Source organism: Mucilaginibacter sp. L196 (assembly GCF_009765905.1).
Classification (GTDB): domain Bacteria; phylum Bacteroidota; class Bacteroidia; order Sphingobacteriales; family Sphingobacteriaceae; genus Mucilaginibacter.
On sequence record NZ_LMUO01000009.1, the window covers coordinates 368,393 to 391,716 of the forward strand.

Sequence of the window (23,324 nt, forward strand, 5' to 3'; positions counted from 1 at the left end):
GGTTTAATGTTAATTGCTAATTAATTATTTTTATTATTTTAGATGCGATTAAACCTCACAAATGACTAACCCTGTTGTGCTATTAGCACTAACCTTATTCACTTTTTCAGTTAAAGCCCAATCTATTAAAACCGACACTAATCAAGTACGGCCGTATGGTAACGTTGATACCAGCGAGTTAAACTTAAAGAGCTGCGGCTTTGAAAAGGACGCCAATGCAATGGTGCTTTTTGATAAGGCCGATATTAAAATTAATTGGGATGGTGCAGTTAGTTTCATGAGGCATAAAAGGATAAAAATCTTTAATACTAACGGCAAAGACAACGCAAATATTGATCTTTCTTATTTTGATAAGATAACAGACTTAGTTGCTGAAACCGTTAATTTAACAGGCGGAAAGATAGAATACACGCAGGTAGATCCGCAGCTGATATATAAGCAAAAAGTAAACAAGGAAATTAAAAACCTAACTTTTGCATTTCCGGATGTAAGAGCAGGTTCAGTTATTGAAATACAATATACGTGGAAGCTTAAATCGCTTTTATCTATTCCTCCCTGGTTTTTTCAGTCAGATATCCCCGTCCGTTATTCGAAAGTAAATGTTGAAATGGACAATACGTATAAAATAAAGCTTGAAACGGTTGTTAACCAATTTTTTGCAGAGGATACGGTATTTTCCATAAACCACGATTCTGGTACAAAAGCTATTCTTATTTTAAAAAATATTCACTCGTTTGTAAAAGAACCTCATATGACTCCTGAGTTCGTTAATCTACAACGTGTGAGTTTTAAATCAAAAATAAATTGGTGGGAAAGGGCTAATATTAGTTTAGTAGTAAATATGTTTTTCGGGGGGCAGCTTGACTTTCCCTTAAAAAATGAAAAAGCAATTATAAAAAAAGCGGATTCGATAAAAAATAATGACGATAAAATAGATTCCATTTTTACGCTTGTTAAGGATAGTATGCGATTTAACGGGATTAACCATTTGTATGTTGACGATCCTGCTCAGGATGCATGGAACAACAGAAAAGGAAGTTCGACAGAAATAAACATGATCTTATGCAGATTATTGAAAAGTGCAGGAATTGAAGCCTACCCAATGTTAATAAGCACACCCGATTACGGCGTTGCCGATCCTACTGCAGAAAGTTTATTTGAATTTAATAAGTGTGTAGTAATGGTATCATTGGATACTACGCACTATTATACCCTGGACGCCAGTAATAAGCATAATGTTTACAATAGAATACCTTTAGAATTACTTAATACAGCCGGGTTTATTGTTATGTATAAAAAAAATTATGGTATAGTATATTTAAGGGATAGCAAACCTTCGCAGCAATTAGTTTCTGTAAAAGCCGACATATTAGCTGACGGTAAGTTGAACGGAACGGTAGAGGTAACTAGCAATGATTATAACAGGGACGCTGATATGAAAAACTATCATAGGCTCGGCAAAAAAGACTATATAAAATCATTAACAGGTGGAAATAATGCCTTAAAAATATCGGCTTTAACAATAGATAATATGGAAACAGATTCGCTTCCGTTAACACAGCATTTCAATTTTAGTTTAGACCTGCCTTCGTCAGATGGGAATTATATATACTTTACTCCGTACATGTTTAAGCTTGATCCGAATCCCTTTTTAAGCGAGAAACGATTCAGCGATATCGATTTCACTTACAATAACACTTACACCATAACCGGGACATATACAATTCCCAAAGGCTATAAAATTGAGTCCCTTCCCCAAAACCAACTATTGACATTGGCAGACAAAAGCATGAGTGTTAAACGAGTTTTTGAAGCGAGCAACGATGTAATACAATTACATTATATTATTTCGCGGAAGAAGTTATTTTACCACAAAGAGGAATATAAAAGTCTCCATGATTTCTATAAAAAAATGTACGAAATGCTAAATGAGCAGATTGTACTAAAGAAAAGCTAATATTGTTATATTAGTACCGATTAAACCTATTGCAATGAATAAATTTCTTACAACTTTAGCGCTATGTGCACTTACACTTGCTGTAAAAGCCCAGCAAGCTACCACCTTAAATCAAGAGTATGGAAAAATTGATCAGGCCGACCTTGAAATGAAAGCCTGTGATTTTGAAAAAGATGCGAATGCAGAAGTATTGATTGATAAAGGCGACTTATACTATGACCAAACGTTTAACGTGGTTTTAGAGGTACACCGCAGGATAAAGATTTTTAATGATAATGGTAAAAGCAATGCCGATATTGTTATTCCTTTTGATGGCGGAGACCGGTCGGAATTTATTACCGGGTTACAGGCAGAAACGGTGAACCTGGTTGATGGTAAAGTTGAAATAACCAAGCTTGATAAAAAGCAGGTATACATTAAGAATATTGACAAAGTTAAGTCGGAAATGATATTTACATTCCCCAATGTGAAATCCGGATCAATAATTGAATATAAGTATGTTTGGAATGGTGTGGATTATGGATATGTACCATCATGGTCATACCAGGAGGATATACCTGTACGATATAGCGAGCTGGATACCAAACTGCCGGATCTGTTATACTTTAATACGCGTGTAAAATCATTATTGCGTTTAACAAAGTACTCTACATCTCAAGAATCGGGCAGTATTGGTATTGGTCAGGACGCTGTAAGTTATACCAACGAGTGTGCTAAGCGTGAAATGGACAATATCCCATCATTGAATGATGAGCCTTATATGAGCTCAAAAACAGATAACCAGGCATCTATATCTTTTATACTTACTTCTATCAAGCCTATAAATGGGTTTGTAAAAAGCCGTGCCGATACATGGGCTAAAATTGGTAGTGTTCTGGCTGATGATGATGACTTCGGGCATCAGCTTAAAAGGAAACTGGCTGGTGAGGATGTTATTATTAGCCAGGCAAAAGCACTAAAAACAGATGATGAAAAAATAGCCTTCCTTTTCAATAAAGTTAAAACAACCATGAAATGGAATGACGAAGATAGATGGTATACAAACGTTGGCACCAGCAGTGCCTGGGATACCAAAACCGGGAACGCGACAGAGATTAACCTTATTCTGTATCATTTACTTAAGAAATCCGGAGTAGCAGCTATGCCAATGATCGTTAGCACGCGTGGTCATGGCAGGGCTAATCCGTCATTCCCTTATCTGGGCCAGTTTAACCGCGCGGTGGTATACATACCTGTCGACAGTACAAAACTGTATGTTCTTGATGCATCGAACAAGTATAATATGTACAACGAGATACCCTACAACCTGCTTAATTCATCCGGTTTTTATGTTGATATAGATAATAAAACAGAGGACCTTGTTTTTTTGCAGAAGCAAACACCCATCAGGGAGTCTATTTTTATAACTGCCGAAATAAAGCCGGAAGGTAAAATTGAGGGGAATGCCGAGATAAGCAGCTTAAGTTATAACAGGATGAGCGATATAGATGATTATAACACCGAGGGCGAAAAAAAATATATTGATAATTTAAGAGAGGACGATAATAATCTGAAAATATCTTCTCTTAAAATGGATAACATGGATGTGGATTCATTGCCATTAGTGCAGAACATAAAGTTTAATCTCGACCTTACGGGCTCTGACGACAACTACATTTATTTTAATTCGAATTTGTTTAGTTCATTACATAAAAATCCTTTTTTAAACGAAACGCGCAGCAGCGATATTGATTTTGGTTATCCATCAACCTTAACAATAAACGGCATATACAAGGAGCCGGCAGGATACAAGGTTGACGCGCTGCCTAAAAACATCAGCATGACCATGCCTGATAGAGGCATTACTTTTAAACGCATAATAGGCGAGCAGGATGGTACTATAGTAGTGCGTTACGTTGTTACGTATAACAAAAGCATATATTTTAAAGAAAACTATGCTGATTTCCATGAATTTTTCAAGCAGTTATTCCAAATGCTTAATGAACCTATTGCCTTAAAAAAATCCTGAGTATGCGAAAATATTTAAACTGTTTAGCATTAGCTATTGTTGCAATTTTCCTTTTTACTATTAGATCGTATGGTCAGGATATGCCCAAAGAACTATACAGTGCTGCCGGTATTCCTGACTCATTAAAAGAGGACGCTAACTCTGTGGTAAGGTATTCCAACGATGAGGTGGTTGTAGAAGGGGCCGGAAAGGCTGTTGTTAAACACCACTTGATTGTTACCATTTTAAATGAAAAAGCAGATAAGCAAGCAATAATTGTACTTCCGTATAATAAGAAATTTTTTACAGTTAGCGACATTAGCATACATGTTTATGATGCCGCCGGAACTTTAATCAAAAAATATCATAAGGGTGATATGGTTGACGTTGCAGCATTAGATGATGAAATTTTAATCAGTGACGACCGATTACTGGGAGTAAGACACGTGGTGTCGGGCTATCCAACAACTATCGAAGTTGAATATGAAGAAAACCAGACAAGCTTTATACAATTTCAATGGGATATTCAGGGGGAAGACCAGTCTATACAATCCGCAAAGTATTCAATAACGGTAAACCCTGAAGTTGGGCTTAGATACCAGACAAGAAATATCAGCTTAACGCCCAATAAAACAAGTGCAAACGGAAAAGACACATATATATGGAATATAGCCAATAAGAAGGCAATAAAAGTGGAAGAAGGTGCTATGCCATGGCGTGTACTGCCGGAATTAAAAATTGGCGTTAACAAGTTTGAATATTATGGGTTTAACGGTGATTTTAGCACATGGCAAAATTTCGGCAAGTGGCAACAAACGTTGAACGCTGATGTTTGCGACCTTAGCCCACAACGTGTTGCTGAGATACAAAAAATGACAGACACCATTAAGACGGATAAGGCAAAGGCGAAATTTTTGTATGAATACATGCAAAAGAATATGCGGTATGTTGCAGTAACTTTAGGAATTGGTGGTTTAAAGCCGTTCTCGGCAACATTTGTTGATCAGAAAAAATATGGTGATTGTAAGGCTTTCTCCAATTATATGTGTGCCTTATTAAAGGCGGTAAATATTCCAGCATATTATTCAATCGTACATGCTGAACCCAATGAAGAGCCGCTTGACCCATCATTCCCCTTTGATATAACCAACCATATAATTGTATGCATACCTTTTAAAAGTGATACAACCTGGCTGGAATGCACAAGTAGCACAAAGCCTTTTGGCAAATTGGGCTCTTTTACAGAAAATCGTAATGCGTTGCTTATCACGCCCGAAGGAGGCAAATTAGTCAATACCCCTAAAAGTATAGCTGATGACAATGAATTTACCAGCGAAGTGCATTTAGCTATTGATTCTGATGGAAGTGCAAAGGCCCGGGTAAAGATTTTAGGCACGGGAGTTTATCGTGATGACTACATAGGGTTGTCTTATGAAAAAACAGATGAGCAAAAAGAATTTTTAATGCAGGCACTAAATATAAAACAGGCTTCGGTATTTGATTTTACCCAAGGTAAAGATGAAGATGGTGTAAGAGAGGTTAACTTAAACCTGGAATATGATAGGTTTTGCGATATAATGGCAGGTAGTAAGCAGTTTTACAGGCCAAGGGTCTTTGATTTGTGCGCGTTTACCGTGCCTGTTTTGGAGAAACGTAATAGCGATTATTACTTCGAAGCTCCCATGAAAAAAACTTGTGTAACCACTATTGATCTTCCTGCAAACTACGAAGTAGAGGCATTGCCTGCAAATCAAAACTTAAAGTTTACTTATGGTAATTACGAAATAAGTTATGTTTACAATGCCGCGAAAAATCAAGTAATAAGCACAGCTAAATTTAATATTACAAACCAGGTGATTCCAGCTGCAAAATATAATGAAATGCAGCAATATCTGGATGCTGTTGCAAAAGCTCAAAATAAAAAACTGGTAATACGCCACAAGGCGTAAATTTGCCTGATGATTTTCAGGCTTGATGAACGTTTAATATTTCCTGATCCCGAATTGGCAGAGCCCGATGGATTGCTGGCAATTGACGGCGATTTGTCAACTGAACGTTTGTTACTTGCTTATCAAAACGGCATATTCCCTTGGTATAGCGATGATTCGCCCATCTTGTGGTATTCGCCGCATGAGCGGTTTGTGCTTTTTCCGGATGAATTGAAAATATCCAAAAGCATGCGCCAGGTTTTGCGTTCCGGTAAATTTATCATCACCCAAAACCAGTGCTTTACTGATGTTATAGAAGCCTGCTCAATTGTTGAGAGGATAGGGCAGGATGGTACCTGGATCACCGATGAAATGAAGACGGCCTATGGGCAGCTTCACAAAAGCGGTCATGCGCATTCTGTTGAAGTTTGGGAAAATGGCAAATTGGTTGGCGGTTTTTATGGCGTACAGATAGGTTCGATTTTTTGCGGCGAAAGTATGTTCAGTAACGCAAGCAATGCATCCAAAACAGCTTTGGTATGGCTATGCCAGTCGGGATTATATAACTTGATAGATTGCCAGGTATATACCGGCCATTTGGAATCAATGGGGGCACAGATGATAAGCCGCGAAGAATATATGATGTTGCTGCGCGATAATGGCTGAGGAAAGCTTTAACTTTATAAAATCATTCTAAAATAAGATTTGTCATTCTGAGCAGAGCGAAGAATCTTCTTCGATTTACATGGCGAACAATGCATGTTGCAGAAAATTCTTCGCTCTGCTCAGAATGACAAAGTGATCAGAATAACAATCCAATCAAGGAGAAGGACAATAATAAATATGCTGCAAACCATCCATAAAGAACGTATTATTTTAGGCATCGACCCCGGAACGGCCGTGATGGGTTATGGACTTGTTAAGGAGATCGGTTCAAAAATCGAGCTCATCAGCCTGGGTATCATCAAAATGGATAACCTAGATGACCATATGCTGAAATTACAGCGCATATTTGAGAAAACAGTTGGTTTGATTGATAATTATAAACCAGACTGCCTATCGATAGAAGCACCGTTTTACGGCAAAAATATACAGGTAATGCTCAAACTGGGGAGGGCGCAGGGTGTAGTGATGGCAGCAGCACTATCGCGTAATATCGAGATAACTGAATATGCTCCCCGCAAAATAAAACAATCAATCACAGGCAACGGTAATGCGACCAAGGAGCAAGTAGCCGCTATGTTAAAAACGCTGCTGAATTTTACCGAAACGCCTGAATTTTTAGATGCTACAGATGGTTTGGCGGTTGCTGTTTGTCATTCGTTCCAAAAAATTAATGTGAGTAAACCGGCAGGCAGTAAAACCAATAGTAGCGGCAGTAAAAAGTCTTATTCTGGCTGGGAAACTTTTGTGAAGGAAAATACCAGCAGGGTAGCGGGTATTGGAAAAGTAAAGAAATAAGTTGGGGCCTGTCATGCGTAGTCGAAGCATTAGCGTAAAGGCCTTTGCCACAAGCTTCGACTACGCTCAGCATGACACCGCGTCGCATGCTCCGAAAACCCGTACCTATCCTCTTAACGCTTCTCTAATTTTTTCAGCAGTAGCTTCCAGCTGTTCAGTAGTGAAGCTCAATTTAGGCCTTGCAAAATTCATATCATCAACACGATTCATAGGTATTAAGTGGATATGCACATGCGGCACTTCGAGCCCGATAACAGCTGCACCAACTTTTTTGCACGAAATGGCTTTTTTTAACCCCGTAGCAACAATTTTAGCGAAAAGCTGCAGGCCGACATAGGTTTCATCATCCAGATCAAAAATATAATCAACCTCTTTTTTAGGGATTACCAGCACGTGACCTTCAGCTAGCGGGCTAATATCCAGAAATGCCAAAAAGTCAATGCTTTCGGCTACTTTGTGGGCTGATATTTCGCCTGATATTATCTTTGAAAAAATGCTCATTGTTTGGTGGGTGGTTTATTAGGTTGATTGGGTGGGTAGTTAACTAAATCAACTACTCACTCAATCAACCCATTCAACTTATCTTGTGATTTCCAATATCTCGAATTCCATTTTACCTGCAGGTACCATAATTTCGGTTGTATCGCCAACCTTTTTGCCTAACAGGCCTTTAGCTATTGGGGACGCTACGGATATTTTTCCGGTTTTCAGATCGGCCTCCGTTTCTGATACTAACTGGTAGCTCATGGTTGCGCCGTTTTTAACGTTCTTAATTTTCACAATCGACAATGCAAGCACTTTGGATGTATCAATTTTTGATTCATCAAGCAATCTCGCGTTGGCTACCGCCTCCTGCATTTGGGCTATTTTAGCCTCGTGCAAGCCTTGTGCTTCTTTTGCGGCATCATATTCGGCATTTTCCGATAGATCACCTTTATCGCGGGCTTCAGCAATTTGTTTTGATATGCTTGAACGAACCGTTGTTTTTAAATATTGTAATTCCTCTTTTAATTTTTCTAAACCTTCCTTGGTATAGTATGATACCTCTGCCATAACGCACGAATTAATTTTAAAACTTTTAATTTATAATGGTTACCAAAAAAAACCGCCCTCCCGTTCACAGAAGGACGCAGTTACCGTAAAAACAAACAAGACCATATTGGCTATTGCCTACATAGTCTTGTTTTGTCTAAAACGAAGATAAGTGATTTAAATTTTAATATCCAAATTTTTGTTGTCGCAAACTTAAATGATTGATAATGTTGGATAGAGGGGTTGATGAAATGTCAGAATCAACTAAATCACCCCAATTCAACTAATAAACCAATTTACCCAACTTCTCAGCCATTACCTCGCTAATTTTGCGGTACGAGTCAAATGTCCAGCCAGCAACATGAGGAGTAAGCAATACTTTGCCCGATTGTTTTAAATCATTAAACCATTCCTGTTCGGCTAATGCGGGGAATTTTTCAACTTCCAATACATCTAAACCTGCACCTGAAATTTTACCTTTTTTAACAGCATCAATCACAGCACTAACCTTGGCTGTTTTACCACGGGATGTATTGATGAAGAATATTGGCTTTTTAAAGTGGAAGAAGTATTCCTCATTTATAAAGCCATCGGTTTCCTTGGTTAATGGTACATGTATGCTGAGTACATCGCTGTGTTTCACAATCTCTTCCATGCTTACTTCACGCGCAAATTGGTCGCTGAAGCCGGTTTTATATTTATCATAAGCAATTACATTCACCCCAAAGCCCGAAAGCTTACGCGCGAAGCTGCTGCCCATAAAACCATAGCCGATGATGCCCACGGTTTTACCTTTTAATTCGTAACCACGATTGCCTTCGCGATCCCAAACGCCATTGCGGATCTGCATATCCGAATTGCGGAAGTTATTCATCAGCGATAGTAATAAACCAACCGCATGCTCGCCAACGGCATCCATATTACCTTCGGGTGCGTTTATCAGGAACAGCTTTTTTTCAGCCGCATAAACCTCATCAATATTATCCATCCCCGCACCGGCACGGCAAACAAAGCGTAATTGCTTCGCCGCATCGATTACTTTGCGGTCGACATTGAATTTTGAGCGGATAACCAGGCCCGCATATTGGCCGATAATTTCTAACGCTTCAGCAGCTTTTATGAAAGGCTGATAGTCGCAAGTATAACCCAGCGCTTCAGCCTGTTCAATAAATACCGGGTGTATATCATCAACAATAAGAATGTTTTTTTTCATATCAATTACAAACATATTGATACGGCAGGAAATTTATAACACTTCGTTGCAATATATTGTCTGAAGCAATATTCATAAACCTAAAATCGTTTTAATTGTAGTATTAACAAACACGAAGATTATGCAACCGCTAAAAAATATAACATCCAATATAAAAGAATACGGCAGGGGGCTTTCAGAAGATGGCTTTCATCAATTATTTAACCATATAGACCAATTTAAAATTAAAGAGGGGGTAGACAGGCTTGGCCTTGATAAATTTATAGACCAATGCGCTTACCTGGCAGCAGGCTCAGGTGTTATTTCGGGGGGCGGCGGCGTATTCACCATGATAATAGGTATGCCATTTGATTTTATAAACTTGATAACCCAACAATTTAGGGTTACTATGGCCATAATGTACCGAAACAGGGGTACGTACCGTATTGGCTTTGATGAATTTATGGCATTGGTGGCCACATCGCTTAAAGTAGAGGCCAGTGTAACCATCACGAAAACCATGATGGAAAGTGTAGCCGAAAAAATGCTAATGATCTTCGGGACACGAACAGCAGAACGTCTGATCCCCTTAGTTGGCGCTACGATTGGGGGCACAACAAACTACTTATTCATTAAACGCATGGCCAAAATGGTGAAGAAAATGCAATTGGAGCCGGCGGTAATACAGGTGTTTTAAGTATTATTGTTACGTAGCAGCATTTTTTTGCATATCCGCATTTATAATCCTACATTTCCATAGATTATATAATTCGGAATGACTGTTAAAGAAGCACTTATAGGTTTTTACAAATTTAACAGCTTAAATCTTGCCCAAGATTTTGAATCGCATTGTGTGCGTGTTTACATTGGATGTATTCTGGCTCCCGTCCCGAATATTAATGCACGCAAAAAATATCTAAAATTTCATGACTTGCACCACATTATGGCAGGTTATGGAATTGACAGGATTGGCGAAAGTGAAATTAGCGCATGGGAACTCGGTTCAAGAAGTTGCCGCAAGCCTTTGATAACCATAATGAACCTTTTTGCTTTGTCGACAGGTTTTATACTCAGCCCAACCAAAGTAATTAATGCATTTTACCGGGGCTGCAGGAGCAGGAATTTATACTATATGGCAGATGGATTGAGCGAAGCAGATATTGATGCACTTAGCTTAGTCGAAATGAAAGCGACCCATCTGGAAATTTTACCGGCTGTAAAACACAAATGGCTAAGAAATATTGAATTTAGCGGCTACATTTTTGGTTCGATGATCATTCATGTAATGATGCTGGTAGCAGGAAAGATGCTATTGACCGCCGAATGGATCAAAAATAAGCTATCAAAACCCAAAGTAGTTCAATCGTAATATAATCAATCGCAATTACCTATTTCAGCGCGGCAATTTTACTGGCAAACTCAGCCAGTTGAATCGTTTGCCCGGTATTTATGTCTAACGGACAGCCGATAATTAATGACTTGCCCTCGGTTTCCAGTACCATATTATCGCCCATGCCCATTACTGCATTTCTAAAATTCCAGTTCATGGCCAGATGCGCTTTTTGATCGTCATTAGTCACGACATAAAATTTATGGTCGAAAGGTTTATCGTCTTCAAACTTCATTTCGCAGGGATGTAGTAATGCAACCAACCTGTCATTAAAAGTTTCATGTCTGATTAATATCCTGCCAAAATCTTTAGTCTGGTTAATGTAAGCCCAAACCGTGTATTTATACCAATCGTACCTAGTTGCTGATTTTAAGCCGTAACTAGAATAGTGTGTTTTTAAAAAGATCAGATAAAACGGACTGGAAGAGTTAATTGATAATATTCCGCCTATCGTCGTCTCAGTATTTGCGGTAGAGTCGAATTTTTTAACATCAAAATGGATATCGCAATCTATTCCTATATTAAATTTTGCTTTAAGGGCGTCGTACGTATCTTCCAATATCTGTACATCATCTCCGCTTAAGTTGATTGTGTCGAAAGGTAGATTTTTCAATTGTATATTGTTTAGGTTATCTGTTAGCTGTTATCAAGTTGGTTAACTTTACAAAATCCTCAACAGTGAGCCTTTCCGCACGCAGATCAAGTAATGGCTCGTCGGTCATTTTTTCTTTGTTCATGAGCGATGATACCGCATTGCGCAAGGTTTTTCTTCGCTGATTAAACCCTGCTTTAACTACCTGCCAGAACAGTTTTTCATCACAGCCTAACTCTGCAGTTTCGTTTCTCGTCAACCTGATTACTGCTGACAATACCTTTGGGGGGGGATTAAACACACCTGCTTTCACCGTAAACAGATATTCCACCTTATAATATGCCTGGAGGAAAACGCTTAATATCCCATACTCCTTACTGCCCGCTTCGGCACTGCAGCGCTCGGCCACTTCCTTCTGGAACATGCCCACTACCTCAACCACCTGTGCCCGGTTGTCCAATACTTTAAATAATATCTGAGACGATATGTTATAAGGGAAGTTTCCAATAATCCCCAGCGGGCCATCGAACAGTGTCGCGAAGTCCATTTGCAAGAAATCGGCATTTAATAATTTGCTGCCCAGTTGCGGATATTTTTTTTGAAGGAACAGGTACGACTCCGTATCAATATCAACCAAACTAACCTCATACGCTGTTTTTTGCAGCAGGAAGTCGGATAATATACCCATGCCGGGCCCAACTTCAAGCACCTGTTTGTATTTGCCTTCGGGGCGCAGGCTTTCTACTATTTTGGCTGCTATATTTTTATCAGTAAGAAAATGCTGACCCAGATGTTTTTTTGCCCTTACCAATGTCATTATAATGGATTATTTAAGCAAATTAAATCATAATTTGCGCTTTATTAAGGAACAAATCTTTTTATTTGTGTTTATTAGCACATAGCGTAATTATAACCTTACCTGAAAATCGGCGATTTCACCGATTTTCAGCGTAATCAACATATAGAATAATGGACAAATTGAAAATAGGGATAAGCATTGGTGATGTTAACGGCATCGGCCTCGAGATCATCATCAAAACGCTTGCCGATAGCAAGATATTCGACTATTGCACACCGATAGTTTATGGGCATACCAAGGTAGCATCGTTCTATCGCCGTGCCACCGAAGTTAATGAGCTTAACTTTAACGTGATTGCCGAAGCTTCACAAGCACTGCCAAAACGTGTCAACATGATTAACTGTTGGAGCGAGGATGTGAAGATAGAGCCCGGCATTTTCAATAAAGAAGTAGGCAAATATGCCTTCCTTTCCCTTGAGCGGGCTACTAACGATCTGCTTGCAGGTCATATCGACGCGTTGGTAACAGCGCCTATTAACAAAGACACCATACAAAGCGAGGAGTTCAATTTCCCCGGCCATACCGAATACCTGCAATTCCGTGGCGATGCTGCCGATTCATTGATGTTTTTGGTGAGCGATACCCTGCGCGTGGGTGTAGTAACCGGGCATATCCCGATTGCTAAAGTGGCTGAAAGCATCACTACCGAGAAGATCCTGTCCAAACTGCGCATGATGGATTCCAGCCTGCGTAATGATTTCTGGATTCGTAAACCTAAAATTGCCGTGCTGGGCCTTAACCCCCATGCAAGCGATAACGGCCTGATAGGCAACGAAGAAGCCGACATCATCACCCCTGCTATTGAAGAAGCCCGCGCTAACGATATACTGGCTATGGGCCCATATGCCGCCGACGGATTTTTCGCCAATGGTACCTACCTGCAATTTGATGCAGTATTAGCCATGTATCACGACCAGGGCCTGATACCCTTTAAGCAGATCGCCTTTGAATCAGGGGTTAACTTTACGGCAGGCTTGAGCTTTGTGCGTACCTCGCCTGATCACGGTACCGCGTTTGATATTGCGGGCAAGAATAAAGCCTCCGAGGTATCCTTCCGCGAGGCGCTATTTGCCGCTATACACATCGTAAAGCACCGCCGTGAAACCGCCGAACTAAACGAAAATCCGCTAGCCTTCACCAAGCTAAGCCGCGATAGGGACTAAGCCCAAACTGTACCACAATGCAAGTGGAACACATGGTACAGTTGGTACACTTTTCGAACTAAAATCGAACTAAAATGCCCTGTTTTGGCGCTTTTTACATGTGTTTTTAGGCCTCAAAAAGCCAATTTTAGCCCCAAAAGCGCTAAAAAAGAGCTATTTTTTGATGCTTTTTGGCGATTTTCGACACAAAAAATACCGGTTTTGACCCAAAATAACAGTTTTTTAATCCCCTCTTGAGATTGGTAGAGGTGTGTCCCACATCATTCAAAATCAAAGCCCGGCCTTTGTGCGATTCCCTCCCCTGGGAGGGTGTAGGGAGGGGTAAACACGCCAATGCAAACCCTGTTGTAAATCTCGCCGCCTAACGCTATATTTGAAATACTATGCAAAGCCTAACCACTTCAACAAATAAAATAACCACCAAAAAGCTAATAATCATCTGTCTGCTTGTATCCGCAGTTTACCATTGGAGAGATATAAAAAACGGCTTTGTAGATGGTATGACAGAAGGCGGCCTCAATTTTAAAACAACCACCAAATAACCAGGCATTCAAATTCCTCGCTAGGGTGGGGTTAGGGGTGTATTTCTACAAGCGGCAAGCAAAAGGTTCGCCCACAAAAAAGCCCTTAACTCATACGTGTTTATATGAAAAAAATCCAAGCTGAAACCGCCTCGTACTTACTACTTAACTTCGGTGTAACTAAAAACTATTGTTTCAGTAAGTGTGCCATTGGTATAGGTTTGTTCTTTTAAAGGGTAGCCCTCGGTATTATAGGTAAACACATTTTTTTGATCCGTTACCCCGCCTGTGCTGTTAACTGCTTTAATCTCCAGTATCTCATTATCATTTATAACATAACCAAGCCCGTACAGGCAATATTTTAAACCGGTATATAAAAATGGGCTTGTATGGTTGCCGTAAGTATACGTGTTGGTGCTGCCGTCATTGTAGCTTAGTACATTATAATTATTGCCCTTATAAGTAAGTGTTTCCGTCAAATCAGACGAGAGTGGAAAAGTCACCCCGGTAACTTTACTACCCTCTACAGTATAAATAGCCTCAACTACAGCGTTCGTTGAATTTGGTGCCAGGTATGATGTGCTTAAAGGTACACCGTTCTTATAGCTGTAAGTATAAGTTCCATTCGGGTTGCTCCCCTGTAAATAACTTAATTGCACAATATTGCCATTACTATCATAACTGTAGTTGCTTGTATTAATATAGTACCGCGGGCCATAGTTGTGGGTAACAGTGGTAAGCCTGTTGTTATTATCATATTGCATGTTTACCACAAAGTTAAAAGTAGAATCTGCAGGGTAATAATCGGTTATCGTTTCCGACGAGATTAGCTGCCTTTCGGCCGGGTTTAGTCCGTCTTTTTTACAGCTGTAAGCCATCATTGCAATAAGTAACAGAGGTAGATATTTTTTCATGTAACGGGTTTAGATTTTGTCACAAAAATAACAATAAATTGGAATTTATTGCGGGGTTTCTCGCACTGTTTTAAGCGTTCAGCTTAGCCCTCGCTACCGCACCTACTGACAAAACACTGTCAGCACTTATCCCAAACCATTTCCCGAAATTTGAATGTACCAGTACAATGCTCTTGAGAAGGAGCGCGAATTGTTCTTTGAAAGTTAGATTACTTGTGTTCGTTTGTAATGAGGGTTTAAAATGAGTTTGCGATTGCATCGCCTCGATAAATCATCATATGCGCATTACAAATGCTAATAAGAGTTAAGTACTCGTTATAAACGAGCTCAATTGCGGGTGGCTTTTTTAATTTCAATCCTTCCGTATCAAACCGATCCCGTAATTGCTGATAAGATACTGAATGTCTTTCTCCGAGCGTCATTACAAGCGATAGCGCGGCAATCCCTAACTTGCAAAAATAACGATTCTTTTTTATATTAGCTGAAACCAAACCTTAACGACCAACGAAAGAAGTTAGTTTGTTATTATAGGCCTAGTTAATATCAAATCCATTTATCATCACTAAGACGTCTAATTATCATTCATTTGCAGCTCGATAAGATTATTACATTAGTAAATTATAAACGGAGTTATATAAGTAATTTAATTGTATGATAACCAAGATCGAAGTCGATGGGTTTAAGTCCCTATCACAATTTGAATTAAAACTAAATTCAGGTCTTAATATTCTAGTTGGACCAAATGGTGCAGGCAAAACAAACATCATTTTGTTTTTTGAATTCATATCTAAAATGGTGAGAAATCCAATTGCGCATGCTGTTAGTTCAGTGGGAGGGGCTGGTGCTATCTTTAAGAAGCTAAAGGTGGTAGAGTACCAAGATACAATTAGTTTTAAAATTTATGGCGCGTTACAACAGGAAAAGAACAGCTTTCTTGTTTATGAGATTTCGGCGATTATAAAATCATCCTTTGAAAAAGATGATATTTATTTTAGCAGGCAAGAAGTCAAAGTCAGAACAGCGACGAAATTCTGGAAAGATCCAGACGACATTCGAGGAAAAACGGTATGGGACTTTAATTTAGAATATAATTATCAGGGTGAAAAACCAGAGTTGATTATTCATGAATTAAACAAAAAAAAATTCAAACCGAGATATATTCTTAATTCAACAAATAATGAAGCTGAGATTGAAAAAGCGTTTAAAGACTTCATATTAAAAAATGATCCATCTACTCAAATAATTATAAGCGCCCTCTTCCCAATAATCGAACATACTCATATAATTGTGAATGACATACTTGGAGGCGAATCCTTTAACGTGGTGCCAAGTAAGGTTAAGGAACAAGAAGATGCAGCAAAGCCCCCTGGGATTAAGAAAGATGGGTCCGGTCTTTCAACCACGCTGTATGCGTTAAAAAAGAGCAAGCCAGTATCCCAATCTGATTTCATTTATTATTATATGATTGAGAGAATTCAAACTGACTATGACCCTAAAACTTTAAGTAAGATAATTTCATATCTAAAGTTGGCGAATAAAACAGTTGTAAATTTAGATGTAGAAAATGACCCGTTTGATAATAAATTGATAGTTAAGATCTTTATAAAAACAGGTAATTACGAAGCAGTATTGCCCTTGTCATCTATGTCTGACGGAACAATTAAATGGTTGACATTAATCACCGCAATTCTAACCTCAAAGACGATTTTCTCAATAGAGGAGCCAGAAAACTTTTTGCATCCTTGGATGCAGGCTGAAATTGTAAATATCATGCGAGAACATATTGACAGTAAAAACAACCAATCATTTGTAATTATGACTACCCATAGCGAATCTCTACTTAATCATAGTAATGCAGAAGAAATTATATTAGTTGATTTGATAGAAGGTAAAACAGTAGCTAAGAAGATACCTAACATTGATTTGCTAAAAAGTGAGATTTCACAAACGGGTATGGGTTTAGGAAGCTTTTATTTTTCTAATTCTTTCGGCAATGAGTAATCCTGCTTTTATAGTAGACGGCTTTACAGAAAGAAATATTATTCAGTCAATATGTCCTGGTAAGCCAATTAGTAGAACTGATTTGAATGGTAAAAACGTGACTTTATTAGCAATGGCGAAGAAAATCGCTTCGTTAATCAGATTATTCAATAACAGGAATTATCCTATAATTATTCTTGTTGATAAAGAAAATAGAGAGCTAACAACTGAAGAAATGTGTTCTCAATTGCGTCAATTAATTATTAATGAGGGTATCAACGATATTGAGTTAAAAATAGGCGTAGCAGATCGAATGATTGAAAATTGGATTTTAGCAGATTGGGATAAAGTTTCGACTGATTTGCCAAAACCAGATGATACTGACGGTATAAATGGATGCTCAAAAATAAAAGAGATACTGGGCTCATATGGCAAAACAACTGATGGAGTAGATATGTTCCTCAATGCAGATCCATCGATTATTTATGATAATTCACCAAGTTTTAAAGAATTCGCAGATCAACTCTTAGATATTCAATGTAAATACCTTAAGCTCGCCGCGGTCTAATGTTTATGTTGAAATGACTACTTTAGGAGTTCAGCGCTGCTCTAGCTGTCCGAAGTCTGTGACTTCGGACGACTAAGACTGTAGTTTGCAACTACAGCCCCCATTATATCCAACGCCCACAAAAAAAGCGGATGACTCTTAAAATCATCCGCCTTTCTCATAAATATTAGTTGCCTATCTACCTCCCGGTGGGCAATGCTCTTTTAAGTATTCGGTATACAGGGTGCGCAAGTGCAAGGTGGTACCCTCGCCCTCAAATATGCCATGCGTGCGGTTAGGGTACGACATCAGCTGAAACTGCCTGTTGTATTTGATCAGCTCGTTTATTAGCATTTCGGCATTTTTATAGTGCACGTTATCATCGCCGGTACCATGTATGTACAGCAAATTGCCCCGTAGGTTTTTAGCATAAGTAACCGGCGATCCTTTAATAAACACCTCACGACTGGCATCGTCAATAGGTACGCCCATATAACGCTCCTGGTAAATATTATCATAGGTTAACTGCCAGCCTACAGCGGCAATCGCTATCCCCGTTTTGTAAATCTCCGGGTGCTGAAACATTAGGTTAAGCGTGCAGGAACCGCCACCGCTCCAGCCCCAAACTGCCACACGGCTGCTATCTACAAATGGCCATTTTAAAATTTCTTTCGCGCCCATGGCCTGGTCTTCAATATTTACGATACCTACATTTTTGTAGATGGATTTGCGCCATTCGCGTCCTTTGGGCGCAGGGGTGCCGCGATTATCCAACGAAATGTAGATGTAACCATCATCGGCCATGCTGCCTACGTATTCGCGGTTGGCTCCGGTGCCGTACGAGTCGGTAACGGTAGCGCCAGCCGGTTCGCTGTATACATAAAATACAACCGGGTATTTTTTAGCCGGGTTAAAGTTGGTGGGTTTAACCATCCAGCCATCCATCTCCACGCCGTCAACCGTTTTTACCTTAAAAAATTCCGGTTTGTTTTTGGCATCTATGTTCAGCTTAATAGGTTTACCACTTATATGCTGATGATTTGGTAAACTGACCACTTCGTTTTCACCCGGGGTATAAATATTGCTAAAGCTATGTAGCGCTATCTTCCCATTTGGCGAAATTTCGTAACCGTTGGTTCCCTGCTCATCGGTTGGGGTTACACGCTCGGCCTTACCGCCGCTTAATTTTATTTTATACAAATACTTCTGCGTAGCATTATCTGGCGAAGCCAAAAAGTAAATTAAACCATTGGCCTCATCAATCAGGCTTAAGGTAATTACATCGTAATTCCCTTTGGTAATTAAGGTTTCTTTGCCATCGCGGTCTATTTTATAAATATGTCGCCAGCCATCTTTTTCACTTAGCCAAATAAATTCCTTGCCTTTATTTATCCACTCCCAGCCCATCGGGTCGCCGCTGTTCCAGCGTTCTTTGCCGTCTATCCAGGCTTTGTCGGTTTCTTCATGTATTACATGGGCCGTTCCATTTGATGCATTGGCAATTATAATGCGGCTTTGGTTTTGCGCGCGGTTTTCCTGCTCTACAATAATTTCGTTAGGGCTGGTGGTCCACTCCATACGCGGGATGTAGTGCTGTACCGCGTCGCCGGGAATATTCATCCAGGTAGTTTTGGCGGTGCTCACATCAACTACACCAATTTTGCACGCGCTTGGGTCTTCGCCTGCAACGGGGTATTCTACAGGCACCACAAAAGGGTAAATAGAATCCGTAGTGTTCAGCATCAGGTATTTCTTGATCTTACTGGCATCAATTTGCCAGTAGGCCAATGCCCTGCCATCCGGCGACCAGCGAAACCCATCCCTGCAACCAAACTCCTCTTCGTATGCCCAGTCGAACGTGCCGTTGATAAGCTTATCCGTACCATCAAAGGTTAATTGTTTAATGGTGCCACTGCCCAGGTCTTCAATAAACAGGTTATGCTCGCTCACATAGGCCGCTTTTGTGCCATCCGGCGATAGTTTAGCAAACATCAGCGATGATGTCGGCCTGCCTTTACCCAATTGCTTCAATGTTTTGGCAGCCAGATCATACACCCAGTAATCGCCTCGGGTATTATAGCGCCATACCCTTTTGGTATTGGTAAATATCAGCACCTTGGTCCGGCCTTCCGAAAAAGTAAAATTAGCTATGTTGAGCGCATCTTTCCCCGGCGGTGTAAGCATTTCGGCACTCAATATCACCGTTTTTTTGCTGGAATCGCGGGTGTCCAGTTCAACAATTGAACCGCTAACGTTGCGGTAATATTGGTAGCCATCTGGAGCCCAGTGTGTTTTTTGGCGCTGCGCGGATGCGGTGAGCTGGAAAAATATCAGCATTAAAAAGCACCCGGCTATAAATGTTAATCGGTAAAACTTGTAGTTCATTTCAAGTCAGTTTTTTAATAAGAGGTCTTTATGTAAAATTGCTGTTAAATTAACGTTTTAAAACTTCGTACAAACAGATGTAATGAAAAAAATACCTGTAGGCGAATATGCACGCTAGTTGAGGTTTACAAACTGCTGTCCGAAGTTTACAAACTTCGACCTAAAATATTTTAAGCTTCCAGCTTAACCTCTACCCAAAAACAAAAAAATGCCGGACTGTAAAGTCCGGCGTTTCTATTTAAAAGGCTAGTGTTTTTACCCTCTTTTTGCTTGCAAAAGAGAGGGTGGTCGAGCGAAGCAATGACCGGGTGAGTAAATTATACGAGCGACCGTGGCGCAAATGTCAATCGCAGAGTTAACTCACCCCGAACACGCTGCGCTGTTCGACCCTCTCTCCGACAGGCCGGAAAGAGGGTGAAAATTATTCCTTTAGCTTAATTCCCAGTACCCGAATCTTTCACATTCTCCAATACCGTACGGATGTTAGCCGGTACATTGGTTAGCAAGCTATAGCCTGTTGCTGTTTCGATAGATTTAACCGTGGTGATATACTGTGTCCAGTCGGAACTGATGGTGTTGATATTAGGCGTATTTACCGCTATAACACGGGTGGTGCTGGTAATACGGCTTAAATCGTTATCGCCGTTTGGCAATACCACAATCACTTTCCAGATGTTTGATGGCACAACCACCAAACCACCATCAACCGTAGTAGCCGATCCGCTTGATCCTGTACCGCCAGACCCGTAGCTGCCCATGATCACGTAGATCTCGTCGCCCGCGGCAACTAATGAGCGACCGTATTCTTCCAGGTTGGCCCAGGTTTGCTCGTTGTTCTGCGGTGCCTGCGGAACCATGTTGTCCATTAAAAAAGTTTCTTCATTAGCCGCCACGGTAGACGTGCGGTCGCCCGATGGGCAGTTATGTCCGCGATCAAATCCGCTGCCGCTGTAAGCTGTAGCAGGAACCTCGTACCATCCTGTAGGCAAGTTAGGATCTGCACGGAAATCATTTGCCCTATCCTGCGAGCCCAGGCTGGTTGAACCTACATACCAGCTCACCCAGTTTGGTTCGTTCCTATCACGATTGTACGACTCTACATAATAGGTATGATCATACAAATAGTTATCAAAATTGCTGATGTCGGCTGTAGCGTTGCTTGGGTTACCCAGCATCAAATTGGTATTATCCGCTGTTGAGCTTCCGCCGCCGCCTGTGCCGCCACCTGTGCTGCTGTAGCTGTTGATGGTGAATTCATCTATATTGATGCGGTTGGTCCCGCCTGTTGTTTTACGCACCTGGAAACGGATGGTACCTGCCACATTAACCGTAAAAGTTGCTGTAGCCAATGTGGTGCTGCTCGCGGTGATAGAGGTTGTACCTACCTGTGTATAGGTGCTGCCGCCATTTGTCGATTCCCATAACTGGAATGCCGATGAGCCATCGCTGCCAAAAACAGCGTATTCCATAGTAACGGTAGATGCACCTGTTGTTACATCAAAGTTCATTCCCAGTGTACCGGTATTTTCAATACGAATAGAGTGACTCCCAACTTTTGCATCTGATGCGCTGGTACCCACAAGGGCAGAATTCAGATCCCATGATCCGCTGGTGAAGGTTACGTCGGCATCAGCATAAGCTGTTTTACCTGCCGATTCAAATCCTTCGTCAAAGGTTTGTGTGCTGGCATAGCTACCGTTTGTGTTGTTTGTAGAGCTTAAATTGAGTTTTTCCGCAGAAGGTGTAGTTTCATTTTTCTGACACGAGGCCAGCATTAACGCAATCGCGAGTGGTGCAAGTAAATGTTTTAATTTCATAAAGGTTATATTTTTTTGTTTTCAAGACAAATATTAACCTTTAGTTGTTAAGTCTGTATTATCTATTTATTGTGTTTTGGTAGGAGTTGGCGTAGCAAAAATCGTGTTAAGCAAACCGGCTAAACGTATGCCCGCTTTTTCAATCCGCGATTCTACAACCGGTATATGCGCGTCGTAATAATCCTTATCCAGTTTGGTACTGCCATCGTTGTTAACCTCACCATACAATATCGTGCTGATCTGGTAACTTTCCCATGCCCATATGATAATAGGGTCGCTTTGCCATTTGGTTATTTGTTCAGGTGTGGCATGGTCATACTTATCTGCCAGTTTATCATAGCTCAGGCCTTCATGGTCCAATAGTTTGCTGTCCCATAGGGCATGCAGGTTGGTGTCTTCGCCATTAAAAGTTAATTGTATGCTATTGCCTCCTTTATCTTCGGCGCGACTTACATGCATCGGCTGGTGCATGTCGCCCACAAAGTGTATAATAAATTTGAGTGCTTCCACTTTTTGCCGTTCTACAGATTTGCTATCCTTCAATGTATACTCGGCATTAAGCAGGGCTCTATAAACATTTGTGCCCGCGGCGCCTTTTACTTGTGTTTCAAAATCAGTGAAGGATAAACCTAGAGGCACATTTATAAAGTGCCATGCGCCGGTTTCCGGGTTAGCACTGCGGATCTCATCGGCCCAGGTACTGGCTTCAGCCATGGTTTCATGCCCCAGTAATTTATAAACAGCTGTTTTTGCCTCCGGCGATAGATGGCGTTCGGCTATGTCGCCAATGGTACGGTGCCCCGTAACGCCCCATGATAGCAAACCAATAGATAAACAAACAGCAAAGCTCAACAAATATCTTTTCATGATCAAATTAAAATGGTCACTAATATAAGCACATCAGTATATAGCTAATTGTAACAAATTGTTAACCCTGTATAAACTCATTATCAATTGTCGCTAATTATCGCGGCCTTCTTGCGCCTTTTGTTGGTGCTGTGCGCCCTCAGAAAGTTATAGGTGACAGAAAATCCCATGTATTGTGTACTTCTGCTGCTATTAGTGCCATCAAAAAAGTAGTAGCCCTGCGTTACGGCCACCGTTACCGTTGTAGTAACATTAAAGTTGATGCTGTTACAAATCTCGGTCATTAAGCCTTGCTTGGCATTAAATACATATCCGCCGCCAAGGCATAAGCCTTCGTTAAAGCGGCCTTTACTAAATATATTAATCGTCGGCCTGAATTCAATATAGTGCGCCGTATCATTACCCCGGCTTAACGTGTTGGTGACGCCTGTGGCTAAACCTATATCAAATATGCCATAGGTACGCCCAAACTCCAGCGCAGGCGAAAAACGTTTGGCAACGCCACCTTTTGTATTTACAAACACATCCGTATTTATCGATAGATAAAAGTATTGCGGCTCTTTATTCTCTTTCGTTGTGTCCGATTCGATCACGGTATCCTTGCCCGCTATGGTTTTTGGATTTGACCCATGCGATAAAATTGCTTTACCCATTGTAGCCGAAACTGCATTTTGAGCAAGCAAGCCATAGCTGCAAAACAATAGCGCGATAATGGTAAAGGTTGATTTCATA

Annotated in this window: 21 protein-coding genes; 11 read left to right on the forward strand and 10 right to left on the reverse strand. The window is 40.4% G+C overall.

Annotation, left to right across the window (positions count from 1 at the left end; genetic code table 11):
• The first annotated feature begins 61 nt into the window (after nt 1-61).
• The 5 genes from GSQ74_RS05205 (at nt 62) to ruvC (ending at nt 7,333) form a co-directional block, all read left to right on the forward strand.
• A complete protein-coding gene (locus GSQ74_RS05205; RefSeq protein WP_158990774.1) occupies nt 62-1,957 on the forward strand; it encodes a DUF3857 domain-containing protein in 1,896 nt (631 codons plus the stop codon).
• A gap of 34 nt (nt 1,958-1,991) precedes the next feature.
• Entirely contained in the window at nt 1,992-3,965 is a 1,974-nt protein-coding gene (locus tag GSQ74_RS05210; protein ID WP_158990776.1) for a DUF3857 domain-containing protein, read from the forward strand.
• Nucleotides 3,966-3,967: 2 nt separating this feature from the next.
• Nucleotides 3,968-5,893, forward strand: a complete 1,926-nt coding sequence (locus GSQ74_RS05215; protein ID WP_158990778.1) for a DUF3857 and transglutaminase domain-containing protein — start codon at nt 3,968-3,970, stop codon at nt 5,891-5,893.
• A 9-nt stretch (nt 5,894-5,902) separates the two neighbouring features.
• Complete coding sequence (gene aat, locus GSQ74_RS05220) at nt 5,903-6,538, forward strand: leucyl/phenylalanyl-tRNA--protein transferase (protein WP_158990780.1); 636 nt, start codon at nt 5,903-5,905, stop codon at nt 6,536-6,538.
• Nucleotides 6,539-6,715: 177 nt separating this feature from the next.
• Nucleotides 6,716-7,333 carry a crossover junction endodeoxyribonuclease RuvC gene (gene ruvC / locus GSQ74_RS05225; protein ID WP_158990782.1) on the forward strand — a complete coding sequence of 206 codons (618 nt, stop codon included), beginning with the start codon at nt 6,716-6,718 and terminating at the stop codon, nt 7,331-7,333.
• 105 nt (nt 7,334-7,438) lie between these two features.
• On the opposite strand, the gene GSQ74_RS05230 is transcribed toward ruvC, so the two are convergent.
• The 3 genes from GSQ74_RS05230 to GSQ74_RS05240 all read right to left on the reverse strand — a co-directional run bounded on the left by GSQ74_RS05230 (nt 7,439) and on the right by GSQ74_RS05240 (nt 9,578).
• A complete protein-coding gene (locus GSQ74_RS05230; RefSeq protein ID WP_158990784.1) occupies nt 7,439-7,834 on the reverse strand; it encodes an HIT family protein in 396 nt (131 codons plus the stop codon).
• A 78-nt stretch (nt 7,835-7,912) separates the two neighbouring features.
• Entirely contained in the window at nt 7,913-8,386 is a 474-nt protein-coding gene (greA, locus tag GSQ74_RS05235; RefSeq protein WP_158990786.1) for a transcription elongation factor GreA, read from the reverse strand.
• Nucleotides 8,387-8,648: 262 nt separating this feature from the next.
• Entirely contained in the window at nt 8,649-9,578 is a 930-nt protein-coding gene (locus tag GSQ74_RS05240; protein ID WP_158990788.1) for an NAD(P)-dependent oxidoreductase, read from the reverse strand.
• A gap of 121 nt (nt 9,579-9,699) precedes the next feature.
• Between GSQ74_RS05240 and GSQ74_RS05245 the strand changes: the two genes are divergently transcribed.
• On the forward strand, nt 9,700-10,254 hold the full coding sequence (locus GSQ74_RS05245) for a hypothetical protein (protein ID WP_158990790.1): 555 nt from the start codon (nt 9,700-9,702) through the stop codon (nt 10,252-10,254).
• 78 nt (nt 10,255-10,332) lie between these two features.
• Complete coding sequence (locus GSQ74_RS05250) at nt 10,333-10,926, forward strand: hypothetical protein (RefSeq protein WP_158990792.1); 594 nt, start codon at nt 10,333-10,335, stop codon at nt 10,924-10,926.
• 19 nt (nt 10,927-10,945) lie between these two features.
• Here GSQ74_RS05250 and GSQ74_RS05255 read toward each other — a convergent pair whose 3' ends face one another.
• Together GSQ74_RS05255 and rsmA are read right to left on the reverse strand one after the other, a co-directional pair.
• On the reverse strand, nt 10,946-11,560 hold the full coding sequence (locus GSQ74_RS05255) for a hypothetical protein (protein ID WP_158990794.1): 615 nt from the start codon (nt 11,558-11,560) through the stop codon (nt 10,946-10,948).
• 16 nt (nt 11,561-11,576) lie between these two features.
• Nucleotides 11,577-12,356 (reverse strand): 16S rRNA (adenine(1518)-N(6)/adenine(1519)-N(6))-dimethyltransferase RsmA, encoded by a 780-nt coding sequence (gene rsmA / locus GSQ74_RS05260; protein ID WP_158990796.1) that lies wholly within the window; start codon nt 12,354-12,356, stop codon nt 11,577-11,579.
• 149 nt (nt 12,357-12,505) lie between these two features.
• Here rsmA and pdxA point away from each other — a divergent pair, with 149 nt between their 5' ends.
• Nucleotides 12,506-13,561, forward strand: a complete 1,056-nt coding sequence (pdxA, locus tag GSQ74_RS05265) for a 4-hydroxythreonine-4-phosphate dehydrogenase PdxA (protein ID WP_158991749.1) — start codon at nt 12,506-12,508, stop codon at nt 13,559-13,561.
• 383 nt (nt 13,562-13,944) lie between these two features.
• On the forward strand, nt 13,945-14,103 hold the full coding sequence (locus GSQ74_RS05270) for a hypothetical protein (RefSeq protein WP_158990798.1): 159 nt from the start codon (nt 13,945-13,947) through the stop codon (nt 14,101-14,103).
• 140 nt (nt 14,104-14,243) lie between these two features.
• Here GSQ74_RS05270 and GSQ74_RS05275 read toward each other — a convergent pair whose 3' ends face one another.
• On the reverse strand, nt 14,244-14,996 hold the full coding sequence (locus GSQ74_RS05275) for a hypothetical protein (protein WP_158990800.1): 753 nt from the start codon (nt 14,994-14,996) through the stop codon (nt 14,244-14,246).
• Nucleotides 14,997-15,647: 651 nt separating this feature from the next.
• On the opposite strand from GSQ74_RS05275, the gene GSQ74_RS05280 reads away from it, so the two are divergent.
• Nucleotides 15,648-16,997 carry an AAA family ATPase gene (locus tag GSQ74_RS05280; RefSeq protein ID WP_158990802.1) on the forward strand — a complete coding sequence of 450 codons (1,350 nt, stop codon included), beginning with the start codon at nt 15,648-15,650 and terminating at the stop codon, nt 16,995-16,997.
• Nucleotides 16,990-17,544: a DUF4276 family protein gene (locus tag GSQ74_RS05285; protein ID WP_158990804.1), complete on the forward strand. Its 555-nt coding sequence runs from the start codon at nt 16,990-16,992 to the stop codon at nt 17,542-17,544. Before GSQ74_RS05280 ends, GSQ74_RS05285 begins: the two co-directional genes overlap by 8 nt.
• 174 nt (nt 17,545-17,718) lie before the next feature.
• Here the strand turns inward: GSQ74_RS05285 and GSQ74_RS05290 are convergent, their stop codons facing one another.
• The 4 genes from GSQ74_RS05290 to GSQ74_RS05305 form a co-directional block, all read right to left on the reverse strand.
• Entirely contained in the window at nt 17,719-19,908 is a 2,190-nt protein-coding gene (locus GSQ74_RS05290; RefSeq protein WP_254060811.1) for a S9 family peptidase, read from the reverse strand.
• A gap of 434 nt (nt 19,909-20,342) precedes the next feature.
• Nucleotides 20,343-21,725: a DNA/RNA non-specific endonuclease gene (locus GSQ74_RS05295; protein ID WP_158990806.1), complete on the reverse strand. Its 1,383-nt coding sequence runs from the start codon at nt 21,723-21,725 to the stop codon at nt 20,343-20,345.
• Between the two features lie 66 nt (nt 21,726-21,791).
• Nucleotides 21,792-22,592, reverse strand: coding sequence for a S1/P1 nuclease (locus GSQ74_RS05300; RefSeq protein WP_158990808.1), 801 nt, complete (start codon nt 22,590-22,592; stop codon nt 21,792-21,794).
• Nucleotides 22,593-22,675: 83 nt separating this feature from the next.
• Nucleotides 22,676-23,323 carry a hypothetical protein gene (locus GSQ74_RS05305; protein WP_158990810.1) on the reverse strand — a complete coding sequence of 216 codons (648 nt, stop codon included), beginning with the start codon at nt 23,321-23,323 and terminating at the stop codon, nt 22,676-22,678.
• Nucleotide 23,324: the final 1 nt, after the last annotated feature.

Bases quoted from the DNA above. Each gene is read 5' to 3' on its own strand.
- greA (WP_158990786.1), bottom strand. From the start codon at position 8,386: ATGGCAGAGGTATCATACTATACCAAGGAAGGTTTAGAAAAATTAAAA.
- GSQ74_RS05275 (WP_158990800.1), bottom strand. From the start codon at position 14,996: ATGAAAAAATATCTACCTCTGTTACTTATTGCAATGATGGCTTACAGC.
- GSQ74_RS05245 (WP_158990790.1), top strand. From the start codon at position 9,700: ATGCAACCGCTAAAAAATATAACATCCAATATAAAAGAATACGGCAGG.
- GSQ74_RS05240 (WP_158990788.1), bottom strand. From the start codon at position 9,578: ATGAAAAAAAACATTCTTATTGTTGATGATATACACCCGGTATTTATT.
- GSQ74_RS05295 (WP_158990806.1), bottom strand. From the start codon at position 21,725: ATGAAATTAAAACATTTACTTGCACCACTCGCGATTGCGTTAATGCTG.
- GSQ74_RS05210 (WP_158990776.1), top strand. From the start codon at position 1,992: ATGAATAAATTTCTTACAACTTTAGCGCTATGTGCACTTACACTTGCT.
- GSQ74_RS05290 (WP_254060811.1), bottom strand. From the start codon at position 19,908: ATGAACTACAAGTTTTACCGATTAACATTTATAGCCGGGTGCTTTTTA.
- GSQ74_RS05270 (WP_158990798.1), top strand. From the start codon at position 13,945: ATGCAAAGCCTAACCACTTCAACAAATAAAATAACCACCAAAAAGCTA.
- GSQ74_RS05230 (WP_158990784.1), bottom strand. From the start codon at position 7,834: ATGAGCATTTTTTCAAAGATAATATCAGGCGAAATATCAGCCCACAAA.
- GSQ74_RS05250 (WP_158990792.1), top strand. From the start codon at position 10,333: ATGACTGTTAAAGAAGCACTTATAGGTTTTTACAAATTTAACAGCTTA.
- GSQ74_RS05300 (WP_158990808.1), bottom strand. From the start codon at position 22,592: ATGAAAAGATATTTGTTGAGCTTTGCTGTTTGTTTATCTATTGGTTTG.
- GSQ74_RS05280 (WP_158990802.1), top strand. From the start codon at position 15,648: ATGATAACCAAGATCGAAGTCGATGGGTTTAAGTCCCTATCACAATTT.
- ruvC (WP_158990782.1), top strand. From the start codon at position 6,716: ATGCTGCAAACCATCCATAAAGAACGTATTATTTTAGGCATCGACCCC.
- rsmA (WP_158990796.1), bottom strand. From the start codon at position 12,356: ATGACATTGGTAAGGGCAAAAAAACATCTGGGTCAGCATTTTCTTACT.
- GSQ74_RS05305 (WP_158990810.1), bottom strand. From the start codon at position 23,323: ATGAAATCAACCTTTACCATTATCGCGCTATTGTTTTGCAGCTATGGC.
- GSQ74_RS05215 (WP_158990778.1), top strand. From the start codon at position 3,968: ATGCGAAAATATTTAAACTGTTTAGCATTAGCTATTGTTGCAATTTTC.
- GSQ74_RS05285 (WP_158990804.1), top strand. From the start codon at position 16,990: ATGAGTAATCCTGCTTTTATAGTAGACGGCTTTACAGAAAGAAATATT.
- GSQ74_RS05205 (WP_158990774.1), top strand. From the start codon at position 62: ATGACTAACCCTGTTGTGCTATTAGCACTAACCTTATTCACTTTTTCA.
- aat (WP_158990780.1), top strand. From the start codon at position 5,903: ATGATTTTCAGGCTTGATGAACGTTTAATATTTCCTGATCCCGAATTG.